Origin of the sequence: Rhizobium sp. CIAT894, from assembly GCF_000172795.2 — a bacterium.
In the GTDB taxonomy this organism is placed as follows: domain Bacteria; phylum Pseudomonadota; class Alphaproteobacteria; order Rhizobiales; family Rhizobiaceae; genus Rhizobium.
Window position 1 is genome coordinate 3,453,689 of the sequence record NZ_CP020947.1, and the last position, 13,868, is coordinate 3,467,556.

General features: G+C 54.6%; 11 protein-coding genes and 1 pseudogene. 11 read left to right on the forward strand and 1 reads right to left on the reverse strand.

Translation table 11 applies throughout. The features are described 5' to 3' along the window. Positions 1-364 precede the first annotated feature (364 nt). The 11 genes and pseudogenes from RHEC894_RS17140 (at position 365) to RHEC894_RS17185 (ending at position 12,633) form a co-directional block, all read left to right on the forward strand. Positions 365-940 carry a hypothetical protein gene (locus RHEC894_RS17140; protein ID WP_010066662.1) on the forward strand — a complete coding sequence of 192 codons (576 nt, stop codon included), beginning with the start codon at positions 365-367 and terminating at the stop codon, positions 938-940. Positions 941-1,143: 203 nt separating this feature from the next. Continuing rightward, a complete protein-coding gene (locus RHEC894_RS17145; protein WP_245339478.1) occupies positions 1,144-2,919 on the forward strand; it encodes a di-heme-cytochrome C peroxidase in 1,776 nt (591 codons plus the stop codon). 450 nt (positions 2,920-3,369) lie between these two features. Next, complete coding sequence (locus RHEC894_RS17150) at positions 3,370-4,371, forward strand: DUF3616 domain-containing protein (protein ID WP_164517694.1); 1,002 nt, start codon at positions 3,370-3,372, stop codon at positions 4,369-4,371. A 226-nt stretch (positions 4,372-4,597) separates the two neighbouring features. Then, positions 4,598-4,783: pseudogene (locus RHEC894_RS33415) on the forward strand (IS66 family transposase); the annotation flags it as partial. 222 nt (positions 4,784-5,005) lie between these two features. Continuing rightward, positions 5,006-5,359 carry a hypothetical protein gene (locus RHEC894_RS32510; RefSeq protein ID WP_125460975.1) on the forward strand — a complete coding sequence of 118 codons (354 nt, stop codon included), beginning with the start codon at positions 5,006-5,008 and terminating at the stop codon, positions 5,357-5,359. Between the two features lie 14 nt (positions 5,360-5,373). Then, a complete protein-coding gene (locus RHEC894_RS17160) occupies positions 5,374-6,042 on the forward strand; it encodes a hypothetical protein (protein ID WP_085738169.1) in 669 nt (222 codons plus the stop codon). Beyond that, entirely contained in the window at positions 6,042-7,538 is a 1,497-nt protein-coding gene (locus RHEC894_RS17165) for a M23 family metallopeptidase (RefSeq protein ID WP_085738170.1), read from the forward strand. The genes RHEC894_RS17160 and RHEC894_RS17165 overlap by 1 nt, the downstream gene beginning before the upstream one ends. Before the next feature lie 19 nt (positions 7,539-7,557). Next, positions 7,558-8,433: a hypothetical protein gene (locus RHEC894_RS17170; RefSeq protein WP_125460976.1), complete on the forward strand. Its 876-nt coding sequence runs from the start codon at positions 7,558-7,560 to the stop codon at positions 8,431-8,433. 11 nt (positions 8,434-8,444) lie between these two features. Next, positions 8,445-10,535 (forward strand): S8 family serine peptidase, encoded by a 2,091-nt coding sequence (locus RHEC894_RS17175; RefSeq protein ID WP_085738172.1) that lies wholly within the window; start codon positions 8,445-8,447, stop codon positions 10,533-10,535. Next, positions 10,526-11,725 (forward strand): serine protease, encoded by a 1,200-nt coding sequence (locus tag RHEC894_RS17180; protein WP_085738173.1) that lies wholly within the window; start codon positions 10,526-10,528, stop codon positions 11,723-11,725. Before RHEC894_RS17175 ends, RHEC894_RS17180 begins: the two co-directional genes overlap by 10 nt. 332 nt (positions 11,726-12,057) lie before the next feature. Next, the gene (locus tag RHEC894_RS17185; protein WP_085738174.1) at positions 12,058-12,633 is read left to right on the forward strand and encodes a dual specificity protein phosphatase family protein; all 576 of its coding nucleotides are present in this window, start codon (positions 12,058-12,060) and stop codon (positions 12,631-12,633) included. A 267-nt stretch (positions 12,634-12,900) separates the two neighbouring features. On the opposite strand, the gene RHEC894_RS17190 is transcribed toward RHEC894_RS17185, so the two are convergent. Then, positions 12,901-13,854 (reverse strand): IS630 family transposase, encoded by a 954-nt coding sequence (locus tag RHEC894_RS17190; RefSeq protein ID WP_085738175.1) that lies wholly within the window; start codon positions 13,852-13,854, stop codon positions 12,901-12,903. Positions 13,855-13,868: the final 14 nt, after the last annotated feature.

Here is a 13,868-nt window from a genome sequence, read left to right on the forward strand (position 1 = left end):
CGCGATGACGGCGCTAACTAGACGTGCCGAAGTGTTCGGATCTTTACATTGATCAACTCAAGCTGAAAAGCCACAACTTTATTAGATCGAATGCTGGGCCTATCACGATCGAGCATTCCTATTGTATGGCATTACGCCGTCATGAGCGGAAATCTGCGCGATTTACATATTTACGTTACTGGTCAATTGAGTACTGTCTTGATATATATCCATACGCGAGTAATATTTATGATTAATGGGAGGCGACCGTGGTCAGAGTAATTACATTCAGCTTCCTGATGATTGGGCTTTTGACCACTCTATCAGCTCCTGCTGATGCGGACATCATTTACAATAACTGCCAAAGAACGGGAGCTTGCTAACGATGACGGAGCAGGCACCATTTTCCAGCTGGGACTTACCTTTTTGGTATCGAAAACTATCTCGTTTCTCCAAGCTTATTGGCGCTGCCGGGGCTACCATCGCCGTTGCCGGCTTCGTCGTCGCTGCAGTTAATTTAGCGTTTGGGGTTTCGATATGGCAGAATCCAAGTGAACGCTATCGGGTAGAACTGGCAGATCACGCGAAGCCTATCATCGATGCATCGTATTCGCTTTTAGCGAAACCGGGCGTCACAGAGAGGCTTCTCGGCATCGAGGATATTCCACAGCGACGAGCCGCTATGGAGGCCATTTTCACAAGCTATATTGAAGATGGCGGGCTGGAAGGAACTCTTGAACAGGCGGTCGATACCTACGATCGCATTGTCAGGTGTCACGCCAGCTGGTTCTGTCGCTTCGACGACTACGATTCTCTTAATGATCAAATGATCAACATCTGGTTTTCATACGCTGGGAAAATTCAGCAGATGCGTGGCAAGGTGACTGCGTCAGATTTCGGTGTGCCTTTGGAGCACGAAGCGGAACGCCTAAGGGCCGAGCAAAAAGCCAGGGTTGGCTAATTCGGTACAATTTCAAGAGCACTGCTGAGCTTTTCATAACATAGTCAGCCACGGTAGCGGACAATGCCCGGGTGATCTTCCCTAAAGCCACGCTGGTAGCATTGGCGGCCGCGGAAACCACCAAGGATTGCCAAAGTCCGCAACCATTGAATAGCATTTTGGTCGGTCGAGTGCGGATTTCGGTCCGCCGTGAGGGGGATTCTATGTCAGTCAGGACTTTGGCCGCATCGTTGATAGCGGCGGCAGTAATTGCATCCGGGGCAAGCGCTCACGCGGACGAAACAAGCTCTCAGGGGTGGACGACCGCCCAGCGTGAAGGGTGGTATTGGGGCAGTCAGGGGTCACGTCTGTTGCCAGAGAAGTGGTTCCGAGCGCTTGAACGTGCGGGAAGCACGGAGAAACTGTCGGACGTGAAGTTTCTTGCATCGTTCGGCTACCTACCGCCACCTACTGGTAAAAGCCGTTACCCTGTGGGTTTTGGCATCGACAAGCAGCCCGACAAGGATTTCGAGGTCACCAGACTTCGGTGGTACGCGAACCAGTCGGGTGGAAGCCATGCCGAGCCTTGGATCGGGATGAATTGTTCCGCCTGCCACACTGCGCAGCTTAGCTACCAAGGCTCGTCGATAAGGATCGATGGCGCGCCAAGCCTGACGGACTTCCAGTCCTTCGTCGAGGCCGTCGACGCATCCATGAAGGAAACCAGGGAAGACAGCGCCAAATGGACCAGGTTTGCGAAGAATGTTCTCGGCCCTCAGAATAGCCCAGCCAACAGGAAGCTTCTTGGCGCAGCCTTTGATAAGATGCTGACCTGGCAGCAAGATACTGCGAACCTGAACGCTACACCCCTCCGATACGGCTACGGGCGCGTGGACGCCTTCGGGCACATCTTCAACAAAGTCGTGATGTTCGCGGGTTCGGGAAAACTCGTCAACAATCCTTCGGACGCTCCGGTGAGCTTCCCATTCCTTTGGAACATCCACCGACAGACGCACGTGCAATGGAACGGCATCGCAGAAAACAGCAAGCTCAAGGTCGGTGCAGACTACGTCGATTACGGAGCGATGGGACGCAATGCCGGCGAGGCGATCGGCGTCTTCGGTGAAGTGGTGATCAAGCCGCAGAATAGCTTGATAGGAAACCTCGAGGGCTACACATCGAGCGTCCAGCTGGCAAACCAAGACAAGATGGAGTCGCTGGTGGAAATCCTCCAGCCTCCGAAGTGGCCAGCGGCCTTCCCGCCGATCGACAAGGAGCTCGCCAAAACAGGCCGTCGCCTGTTCGTGGAAAAATGCTCGAGCTGCCACTTCGACACGACAAAGCCCGAAGCGACCGAAACGCTCCACATTCTGTCGGCGATGGACCCCAAGGACAGAACGGATATCTGGATGGCATGCAATGCCTTTTCCTCTACGATGCCATCCGGAATGTTGTCGCCATCGCAGCCGAATTCTTACGTCTTCGTCCGCGACGGCCTCAGCGACACAGTCAAAGGCGCTCTTATTGGCAAAAAGACCGAGCTGGCCAAGGTTGCGCTCGGGAAGGTATTCGGCGGCGAGCCGGTTCCGCCGATCATCGTCGACAAGACCTGGATGAATGCACTGCTGAGCCCCAAAGATCAGCGCCGCAAGTTCTGCGAGGCGTCGAAGGACAAGCTTATCCGTTACAAGGCACGTCCGCTCGACGGTATCTGGGCCACGGCTCCCTATCTCCATAATGGGTCCGTCCCGACGCTTTATGATCTGCTTCTTCCTGCAAAGGACAGGCCAGCGAACTTCAGCATGGGAGGTAGGGAATACGATCCCAAAATGGTCGGGTTCGCAAAGGGCCAGACCGACGGAAACACCTTCCTCTACGAGACCAAGGACGGCGACGGAAAGGCTATTGATGGTAATAGCAACGCCGGTCACGAGTACGGCGCGGCCGCGCTCAAGGACCCAGACCGATGGGCATTGGTGGAATACCTTAAGACGCTTTGAGGAAAGGGAAGAGATTTGGTTCCTAAGAGGAACCCTGGCGGCTTCCGCGCTGGCGGGTTCGCTACTATTACGGTGCTCGCCCGCGCCGCCTCCCACGATGCGGAGCGAGCTGCGCCACCGCGTATTAAGTATTGTCTTTCAAAATGGAAAATATTAAGCATATTTACAGACGAGTATTTTCAGTGTTTACTAAATCTATGCTGGAATCCGCTTGCCTGCCAATTACATTCTAGCTCTTTGCTCAAAGTCACTCTGGTTTTTGAACCTCGCGTAAGTGCGTTGTTGTAGCCCGCCACGCTGGCGGATGAAATCTATGTCGCCGTCGTCACCGTTGCATCAGGAATACTGCCTGTCCCCTTGATTTAAGTTGCGGACTTTCTGCGCCAGATGGAGAAATCTGATATGTCGACACGGGATGATCGTCGGGACGGGAATGCTAAGGAGGAGAGCATGAGAAGAGCGCTAATCCATCTCACGGTGCTGCCGTTTCTGATTGCCGTACCGGGCGCTTTCCCGGCGTCTGCAAACGCTATCCAACCGGAAAACCAACTCACTCCGCAGACTTCGCCGCCAATCGCGCCGGATGAAGCTACTAAGGTGAGCGGAGCGGCCTGTTCGAACGATGGGAAGACATGTCTGCTCGTCGGCGACGAGTACAGTTACGCGTTGACCTTCGATGTGGACGACAACAATGTCGCTATAAAGGATCGAGTATTCCTGCTCCCCAAGAAGGCTCAAGACGGACACAAATACAAGGAAACGGATGCTGAAGGCGTCTCCTTCAGCGACGGTTTCTTTTACATCGTCGGCTCCCACGGGCGTGACAAGGAAGGCGAAAAGCAAGACTCGCGCTATTTCGCATATCGGATTCCTGCCGAAGCGCTGTCGGGCGGCGATATAGGAGAAGAAAACAAGGTCTCACCAGCTGTTGAAAAAAGCGATCGTTTAGCCGCGCTGCTCAACCAGAGCGAAGCTTTGAAGAAAGCGAACGCGTTGCCTCCCGAAAAAGACGGTACGAATATCGAGGGGCTCGCCGTCACAGGAGACAAGTTGTTCGTCGGGTTCCGGGGCCCGCTTCCGGATGGCAAGGCCGTCATCGGTGAAACTTCGGTGAAACATGTGTTCGGCGCTGGGGCAGGCGGGCTGCAACTGCACCCGGTGGATTTGGGAAAGGGCCAGGCAGTCCGCGATCTTGCGGCATATCACGGCGATAGCTTGTTGATCTTGGCCGGTCCGCAAGACAGGAAGGGTGGCAAGGCCGCGGTCTATATTTGGAGTTCGGAAAACGGGCTTCTTGAACTGGCGGAGCTCGGTCCGGCTGGTTCAAAAGATCGGCAACCCGAGACGTTAATGGTGCTTTCTGAGGCGAACGGTTTGATACGCTGCCTTGTGTTCGACGACGGTGGCCTACCGTTCAATCCTCGGATATTCGAGATCCCTTCAAACCAATGAAGCCGAGCTGGGAGCACACATCTTCAAGAATGGTAACGCTCAGGAGAGGGAACACCAGAGGCGGTCGTTCGTGTAATAGGTCATGTGTTGGCTGAGTTCTCGTCGGATAAATATTCTTGGTGCTTGCGGCATCTGTCCCGGTGGCCGCTCAAAGCGTCTGGCCTGCTGATCGGGTGATGTCCCAAAGCCTAGCCTGCCCTTAGGTGCATCGAATACCTCGGAGGCTAACGCTCTCTTCAAAATGGACCATATTTCTAGTCCGCTGAGACAAGCTCTGTTCTGGGCGCATTCGCGTCGCAAATTTTTCGTGCTTGCCGACATCTCCACGAACGCCAAAAGGGAAAGAACGCCGGGCCGATCGCCAGTGGCGCTCAAGGCCGCGAAATGGATCGATGCCCTATTCGATACCGAGCCTGATCAACCTCGCTGCAAGTGAGAGATGGCGCGACGTCACAAGGGCAGCCGTCGTCTTGTCGAAGAGTCTGCCTCACCTTCGCCGGGTAATATCAGATTCGTATTTAAAATTAGAAATTTGTCTAAACTCAAATAAATCTATGTATACGATCGCAACTTATTCTTGTAAATCCGTATTATTGTGATAATGTTTGATATGGGTGGAGTTGTGGAGGGGGAAATGTCGCGAAAAACAGCGAATGCATTGGCATTCCTACTAATAATGACTTCTTGTCATACTCCTAGCACGTCCCCTCGTGGTCCGGCTTTGGGCGATAGTACAGAAGACAAGATAAAGAGCCGAATATTAGTCGGAGCGGCGGCTTGTCATTTCGTTCCGACACTGCAAACGATCGAAAGCCTGATCGTACTCTTTGGCGGATATAAAATTCCCGTGATTGACATGGTGGTAGACGCGATTTGTTCGACAGTGGACAAATCGAAGGCTGCTGGCTTTGTTGTCGCCCCCTCCGCGGCAGTCCGTTCGTTTGGCAGCTACAAGGGTGTGGCCATCCAAGGACGTATCAAACCCTAAACAACAGGTGTGCTATGCTCGATGTACGCCTTCGTCTTATTGTTTCGGTCGCATGCTTTGCCACCATTTTTCATGTCGCTGCCGCGCAGGAAACATTGCTGCAGCCAATCTGGTCGGCTCCGGTGTCTGCCCGATACTTGGCAGCGGTTGACAACAGCGCGGGGTTTGCCGCGCAAAGCAACGAATTCGGGAGACTGGATAGCTTTTCCCTGCCTGTAATCGGTTTGCAGGATGGTTTTGCGAGCGGAACACCGGACCCGGCATTGACCGACGCGTTCATCGGTAAAGCGTCGCAGGCAGCTCCAGACGAAAAATGGTGGCCATCCTGCGCAGGGCCTGTGCCGAAACCCCAACTCGCGCGCGATGACACGGGCACATGGTATGCCGGTACCTACGATTTCGGATGTGTTCAGGTTACGATTATGGGCGATCGTAGCACCTCGAAGCCGACTTCGACGCAGTTTTCGGACGAGTTGAGCGAGCCAAGGGTAGATCCTTCGTCTCCTGCAGACGAAAGCGGTGATCCCGACGACGTCTATTCGGTCGTGCTCGACAGCCTCCAGTTCGGAGTCCCTTACACGCTGACAATCGACTGCGACGACAGCAGCAAGGACCTGTGCCGAAACCGGCAGGATCAACTCACGCTATTGTCGAGGTTCACTATTCGCGCAGGAAAACCGTGATGTTCAGGACCCTATCTATTTTGTCGACCTTACTGCTTTTAGGATCTACTGCGACCGCGGCGGACTCGTTTCGTTATCACGCGCCCGGCATTCTTGCCAAAGGATTGGGCCGTACAGGCGATCGGACGGTTTACTTCGAGCAGTTCGGCTTTCCGCTGCAGGCTGGACCAAAATACGGGGACGCCAGAGCATTTGCGAACAGCCAGGTTTACAGCACTGCGGGTGGCAATAGTGTTCTGAACTATGCCTATCCGTGGAAGGATACGTATTGTGAAGCCCGCTCATGGACGATGCCGCTTTGCCCGGGGAAAACGGGGCATCAAGGCGTCGATATTCGGCCCAATGCACCACCGGCCAAGGGTCTTGTGCATCCAGTGCTTGCGGTGGCGGATGGGGTGATAATCGCCGCCACTCCCTTCACGCGCGTGGAAATACGTTCGATGGACAGCGAGGGACCATTCACGTGCCGATACTTGCATATGAGCAAAGAGAGCATTGTAGGCTTGAAGGTCGGCGCGACCGTCAAAAAGGGCGATACGCTCGGTGACGTATCCAACATCATGGGCGCGAAGCCGGACACAACTTATCACCTCCATTTCGACTGCATGCGCAATATCGATGGAGTTGCAATCAGACCTCCGGTTTATACCTCGCTTGTGGCGGCCTATCGGAGAGCATGGCAGCTCGACGATCTTGTGAGCGACGGAAAGCTTGGTGTCGATCAACAGCGAGAAATCTCCGAGGTCGTCAATGACCAGCCATCCGGCGAAGTGAATACGTCACCGAAAACTTGGCAGACCAAAAACTATGGAGCAATCACTCCCCAAACCGAGCCAGATGGCTGGCCGCAGTACATAAAGACGTGGCCCGGTCTGGATCTCGCCAAGCAGGTTCGCGACAGCAAGGGCAAGATTATCCCCACGCTTTCCAATGATCAAAGCGGCGTTGGGCTCTGGTGGTATTGGTTGGTTGTTCGGGCAGGCTTTAATACCAGCGGTAAAATGACATTCCGGAATCTTGCGATGAAATATTCCGGTGCTCAGACTACCGCCGATCCATCCGTCATAAATTATCTCACTAATTACGTTGGAGCGGGGGAGGGCGGAGGAGGAATAGCCAAGCTGTATTTTCCGACACCACCCAAGGCGGATGATGAACTCTCCTTGAACGACGCCGAAACCCGATGGCGTATCGCTCAGACCGTTTTCCATTTCGAAGCTGGCCGAGCCGTTCCATTCGGCAGGTCTGCCTTCGATGAAGGAGTTGCGCTTGGCGATCGATTGATCGCCGGTGTGGCCGATTCGGGTGTAACGGTCCCCTTGGTATCATCTCCTGCGGAACCCGCCGGGACTGGTTCGCCTTCAGAAAATGGAAAACTTCCAGCGTCGGCTTCCTGTGCTGCCAGCAATATCGAGATCACGAGACAACAAACGAGCGTAAAGCTCTCGGGATGTCTTTCGGAGAAACTGATCCTGGAAATTGTCGGCTTGAATTAACCGGAAATTGGAGCTGAAGATGCGCCCGACTATTGTCTTGATGAGACTTCTCTCTGTGTTGGCCGCCTGCAGCGTCGCGGCCACGCCAATCTTCGCACAGGATCAGTTGGCCAACGCTATCGAACATCCTGACGATGCCGATGCTGTTAATCGCTATATCGAAACCCTCCCGGAGATACCGCCCGGATCTGGTCATTTCATGATCGAAGGAGATTTGTATCTCGACCGCCCCTCCGTCGTGGCATTTCTGAAGTCAAAAATAGAGACCAAGCCACTGCCTGCCGGCGAGTTGATAGTAGATACGGTCAACGGGCAACCGAGCTATCTGAAGTCGATTCCCAGCCGACAGATGACGTACTCCTTGGTGGCATCGAGCTTTCCAAATGACCAACTTGCGCAACGCACCGACAGCGAACTCAAGCAGGCTGCTCAAGACTGGATCGACGCGTGCGCGAACTGCAACATCTCACTCAAGGAAATACCAATCGAGCAGGCCGGGAAATTCTACGAAAAGGTATCTTTCGTGCTGACCTACCTCGATGTCCAGGGCGGCCCGATCGCTCGATCGTTTTTTCCAAGCTCGCCGCCTGATGACCGGCAGATCGTGATCTTTCCCGATTTCTTTTCCAAAGACATGACCTTCGACCGGAGGGGCGTTTTGAGGCACGAGTTTGGACATATCCTCGGCTACAGGCATGAGCAGCTCGAACAGGCATCCGGATGTAACACGGCCGAGCCGAACAACTGGAAACCGCTGACGCCCTATAATCCGCACTCGGTGATGCACTATATGTGCGGAAAGGGTGGTTCCTTCTCTCTCGCCCTGACGGGGAGCGACATCAAGGGACATCGGTGCCTTTATTTGACGGGGGCTGCATGCCCTCCGGGTAATTGAGGGAAAATGCCATGTTGCGCGCCGCCACAACCTTTCTGCTTCTTCTTCTAACCGGGACAATCTTTGCCGAAGCTCAAGATAAACCGGGCAGCACGGTAAAGGAGCCCGCTCCGGTAACTGATCCGGTAGCTGATGAAGTGTTTGATGCTGCGTCGAAGGTCGAATTGCGAGGTCGAAACGTTCCCGACGACTGGGCGGTTTTAGTCGATTCCCTCTCAAAGACTCCAGGTGCCCTCAAAACCCGTGAGGTTGTTGTTGGCCACGGCGACACGCTTTGTTCGATTTTGAAGAGCAATTTGCAACTTCCGGGGTGCTCTCAAAAAGCGGTTGAGGTGACCGCCAAGCTGAACGACAACGACAGCGTAGCCCGAGAGGGGAAGCGTCTCGTAATACCAGACTACGCCCTTGTGCCTAGCAGTTGGACGGTAACGTTCGACACCGCTGTTACCGAAGATCAATTTCGACTGGCCGACTTCGAGCATCGCTGGGGGGGATCGATCGCTGAAAAGACGATGAAGGACACGCGCGTCCAGCTGAAGCTCACCTCTTATGACGTGTTCGTCGACGCGCCTTTGGATTCGCGTTCGGCCGCTAAAGTTGACAGGGCGGTGCCCGAAAATCCGGTTGTGAAATCCTTGTCATCGCCTGCAACTGTTGCACCGTGGATCAAGAAACTTTTTTCTGTGAGCAATGACCTCGAAAAGAGGGCCGCCGCTTGCCAGCAACCAGGTTTCAAGATCGTCGATTCCATTTCCTACTATCAACTGTTCGGGGATGACACCCCGCCCACCTGCGTCACTCAATGCTTGAGAGGAGAATGTCCAGAGATAACACTGCTGGATACCGGCGTCTTCCGTCATGAGGTTCTCAAGGACGCACTGGAAGTCGGAGGCATCGACGGCCCCTTAGGCTCGACGAGCGGCCCCCAGTGTCCCTTCATTGCCTGGCCGGGCGACGTCTCGCATGGAACGATGTTGGCGTCGATCATGGCCGCTAGGAAGACTGCAAACTCGGCGTTTACGGGTCTCGCTCCTTCGGCACTCATCAGATCCCACAACTACGTGGATATTCCCAATCCAGGCGCTGTCGCTACTATTGTCGACGATCGCGCCAACCATGTGTTCGACCGACCTCAACTTTTCGTTTTCGCATCCTCGATGCGCTATCCGCAGTCAAGCCTTGTGACGAGTGGTCAACTTCAGGATGAACATCGCCGTACGACAGATATCCCGGCTCTTGTCTCGGTGATCGCCAACAACTTGACCTGGGTGACCGCGGTTGGACAATCTGAAGGCGGTATCCCGCCGCACCAGATAACAAAGATCTCGCCGGAGACACCGATGAATCTTGGTGACCAGCGGAGTATAATCGTCGTGACATCCTGCGATCCCTGCTCAGGACCAGCCGCAAAGGTCTGGTCACAAGCGAACTATTCAAATGAGCAGGAAGGTCTCGTTTCGATCGCGGCTCCGGGCGGGACCGAAACGCATCCAATCCCGGGTGTAGCGAACCAGACGGAATACAGTGCGACCTGGGGAACCTCACAGGCTGCAAGCGTCGTCGGAGGCGTTTCAGCCGCCCTGATGAGCTGTTATCCGGAGTTCGATCGGGATGGCCGTTTCTTGAAATCGCGCCTACTTCAAACATCGCAGCCATTCCCCAATCCCGGGCCCCGGGAAAAAGGGCTCGGCATTCTCGATGCGAAGAGAGCGTTTCTGGACCCTTCGAAGAGTTGGTTGGACACGGGTGCAGGATTTGAGGCCCTAGACAGCTACAAGGTCTGTTCAGGCTCCTCGATAAACTTGATGGATGATCAAAACACGCCAATCGCCGTTGATACTCCGAGGGACTTTAGACTTGGCCAAATCCTGAATGTTGAACCCAACGCAGCTGGCACTCCGGAATGGGTGGTCACATACATGAATTTGATGACCGCCCAACGGCGCGAGGTTGGCCCCGGAACATGGGCAGACGGTGCCTCGCTTTTGCAGGTTAAGAAAGAGGGGAACCCCCCCGAAGTTATTAACGGACTACAGATTAAAGCGTTCGTTCCGGCATTGACATCGATCGGTTCGGATCCGGAGGTGGTTAAGTGTTTGTAAAGATCTGCGTCGTTATCGCGGCAGTCATAGGACTGGTAGGTGAATGTTACGGCGCGGAGCTTTGCGCAGTCGAAAAACTACCGCTAACGACGTTTGGGGAGCACGCCACGCTTAGCTATACCCTAAATGGTACTTCGCCCGAAAAGACATTTCCAGTCAAGCTCACGGGGGCGGAAATACGATACACGCGGCTGCTTATTTCCGCTCCGTCACAGGGTTCCTATGACATCGAGATCAGGGATTTTACCGGCAAAGTACTGCAATCCATTGGACCAAACTCCGTCGTCCATTCACAGAGCAATCCAACGCCAGGCGCAGTTGCCTTTTGGTCAAACCGCTTACCTGCGGCTATTTTGAAAGTCGAGGTGGCGGGTCTCAGCGCGAATCAGGACGTTAAGCTTTTAGAATATGAAGCAATGCCCGCAGGAGCCAAAGCCCCTTTCTACTCGGTCAAAGGCAACGAACCTTATTGGTTTGACGCGTACAGCAGCTCGTTCGATGACGCCATCAAAGCCGAAGCCGATTCGGTGGGGATGTTGGTGACATCGGAGGGAAGCTCCTATAGCGGCTTCCGGAATTGGTGCTGCTCAGGTTCGATTGTTTCAACAAAGCCCAGATTGCTCTTCATGACCAATTTCCACTGTGGAGGAACCGCCGGGGCAGTGGAAGACTATTGGAGTGATGACGTGTGCCATCACACGATCGTCGACTTTTCCTGGGATGGCGATACCGTCGGTAGAGAATACCAGTGTGTTAACGTTCCCGTGAAGGAGAAGAGCTTGGATCTGGCTGTTCTGGAACTTGCCCCTCTCGTGCCGGGCACTCCACCTCCGCCGGCAGTATTCTTTACCGCTGCCGAAATTAGGGATGGACAGAATATTCACGTGATCCACCACCCACAATGTTTGCAGAAACAGGTTAGCGTGGCATGTACGGTTACGAAATCGAAGGCTGACGACTGGCTGAATGCCGGCCTGATGAGCGATTTCGAACACGACTGCAATACTGAAGGCGGCAGCTCGGGAGCACCGGTCTTTGACGATGACGGCGAAGTTATCGGACTTCACCACCTGCCATATCACGAGACATCCCCTGGACTCTGCCAGCGCGCCAATGCGGCAGTATCGATCAATCCTGTAATTTCGGTGCTCAAATCGATATCTCCCACCCCGGTGTTGGATGTGAGGTAATTGTACCAAGAGTGTCCACCGGACTGTGTCAATCTTATGCCGCGTGCGAGCGCCATCCGTGCGGATTGCTGGCAAAACAATGATTACCGGTGCTGGGATTGCATGCTTCCAGCAGCAGAAAAGGCCCGGATCGGGACAAATTGTTATGTCACGGCCTGAAGCCGACGATTTGCTCAAGGTTATGGCGAGCGCTTAGCAGCGTGCTGACGGCGCTCGTGGCCTGATCCCCGCCGCCAAATGCCTTAACCGCTCGCGCGGATGCGATATGCCAGTTATGCTGAAAGTTCGCGCAAGTCGCCGTTCAGCATGAACTCACAGCGTTGGAAGTCACGATGAACCATTTCAGGCAGAACTCGCTACTTACAGCGCTTACCCTCGGGCTTTTGCTTCCGCTGACCTCCGCCGGATTTGCGAAGGAAACGGTGCGAAACGGTGATTGGGCGATGTCGGTTGTGCCGTCGGCCAATTTATATCGCATAACTCCGACCTTTTTTCGCAGCGCGCAGATCCGCAAGGACGATGTGAGAGCCATTCGCTCGCTTGGCATTAAGACGATCGTCAGCCTTCGCGCATTGCATTCCGATCGCAACTTGCCAGGGCTTGAGAAAATCAAACTTGTCGGCATTCCGATGAACACTTGGCATATCGAGGATGAGGACATTATCGCGGCGCTGCGCGCGATCAGGAACGCCGAGAAACTCGGCCCAGTACTTTTGCATTGCCAACACGGGGCCGATCGCACTGGAGTCGTGACGGCTATGTACAGGATAATTTTCCAGAAATGGAGCAAGGAAAAAGCTTTGGACGAACTCCAGAGCGGTGGCTTCGGCTACCACGCAATTTGGGCGAACATCCCACGGTACCTACGTACGGTCGATGTAGATAAGATCAGACAAGCAGTGAACTAATTGCTTCAAGGGATGATCTGGCGAACGCGGGCAAAGCCTCTATTGTAAGGTGGGTGGCGGGTCTCGCAGATCAGCGGAATAGGCTACGCAATGCAGGGCATTACCGGCATGACAAAGCCGGCTCCGGGGAAGGACGCGCGATGCCCCTTAGCACTGGAGGAACCGTCGACGGTTGCACCTCTTGTCGGGACACCGGCCGCGGGCTATCTTGCGCGGAAGCTGAGAATCGATTTTACCCTAATCGGCGTCACTTAAAGCGTGTCGCACTTATTCAGCCTCATATCCGGCTGCTCTGAAGAAATTCAGGCATTCGTCGACCGAGAAGAGGCCGACAATTTCACCGAGGGCTTTTGTTATTGCATCGAAGCTTCGTGCGGCGCGTTTTCGTAGTAAGGTTTTGAGCTTGGAGAATGCCATCTCGATGGGGTTGAGGTCGGGTGAATAGCACGGCAAGAACAGCAGCCACGCTCCCCGCTCCTTGACCAGTTGTGCGGCACGCTCGCTCTTGTGGAAGCCAACATTGTCGAGAATTACGACATCTCCCCTCGACAATGTCGGAGCGAGTTGAGTTTCGATCCAGGCTTCGAAGATCCGTCCGTTCATCCGTGCATCGACGATGAACGGCGCAGTCAAGCTGTGACATCGCAGTCCGGCGATGAAGGTTTGAGTTCTCCATTTGCCGAATGGCGCATGGGTCCGATAGCGCTGGCCTTTGGGACACCGTCCGGTGCGCTTGGTCAGCTTGGTATTGGTCGATGTTTCATCGATAAAAATCAGCCGGGCCAATGCTTTGTTGAAGAAGCGCCGACGTCGCTTGATCCACAGGTCACGAGCCTGCGCGATCTCCGGTCGCAGTTGTTCGCTGGCCATGAGGCTTCTTTTATTGCTCAACCCAAGCCGTTGGAGAAACCGACCGATCGTGGCGCAATGGACCATCACACCGCGTCCGGCCAGTTCGAAACACAATTCGTCCAGCGTCACATCGCCATCGACGGCAACACGCGCGACAATCCATTGGCTATGCGCCGCCAATTTACCGCCGCCTGCTGCATGGCCCTGCCTGGCCGGCGCCACCGAGCCCTGCGACCGGTGCAAGATCATCATATTGTTGACGAACCGCGGCGATACCCGGAAATGACGGGCGGCTTCGCGATGGCTATTGCCTTCCTCTACAAACGCAACCACTCGCACACGCAACTCTAACGGATGCGGCTTGCCCATGGTCGATCTCCTTC

Excerpts from the sequence above, each read along its gene's own strand:
- RHEC894_RS17175 (WP_085738172.1), top strand. The coding sequence starts at position 8,445 with ATGTTGCGCGCCGCCACAACCTTTCTGCTTCTTCTTCTAACCGGGACA.
- RHEC894_RS17150 (WP_164517694.1), top strand. The coding sequence starts at position 3,370 with ATGAGAAGAGCGCTAATCCATCTCACGGTGCTGCCGTTTCTGATTGCC.
- RHEC894_RS17170 (WP_125460976.1), top strand. The coding sequence starts at position 7,558 with ATGCGCCCGACTATTGTCTTGATGAGACTTCTCTCTGTGTTGGCCGCC.
- RHEC894_RS17160 (WP_085738169.1), top strand. The coding sequence starts at position 5,374 with ATGCTCGATGTACGCCTTCGTCTTATTGTTTCGGTCGCATGCTTTGCC.
- RHEC894_RS17165 (WP_085738170.1), top strand. The coding sequence starts at position 6,042 with ATGTTCAGGACCCTATCTATTTTGTCGACCTTACTGCTTTTAGGATCT.
- RHEC894_RS17145 (WP_245339478.1), top strand. The coding sequence starts at position 1,144 with ATGTCAGTCAGGACTTTGGCCGCATCGTTGATAGCGGCGGCAGTAATT.
- RHEC894_RS17185 (WP_085738174.1), top strand. The coding sequence starts at position 12,058 with ATGAACCATTTCAGGCAGAACTCGCTACTTACAGCGCTTACCCTCGGG.
- RHEC894_RS32510 (WP_125460975.1), top strand. The coding sequence starts at position 5,006 with ATGTCGCGAAAAACAGCGAATGCATTGGCATTCCTACTAATAATGACT.
- RHEC894_RS17140 (WP_010066662.1), top strand. The coding sequence starts at position 365 with ATGACGGAGCAGGCACCATTTTCCAGCTGGGACTTACCTTTTTGGTAT.
- RHEC894_RS17190 (WP_085738175.1), bottom strand. The coding sequence starts at position 13,854 with ATGGGCAAGCCGCATCCGTTAGAGTTGCGTGTGCGAGTGGTTGCGTTT.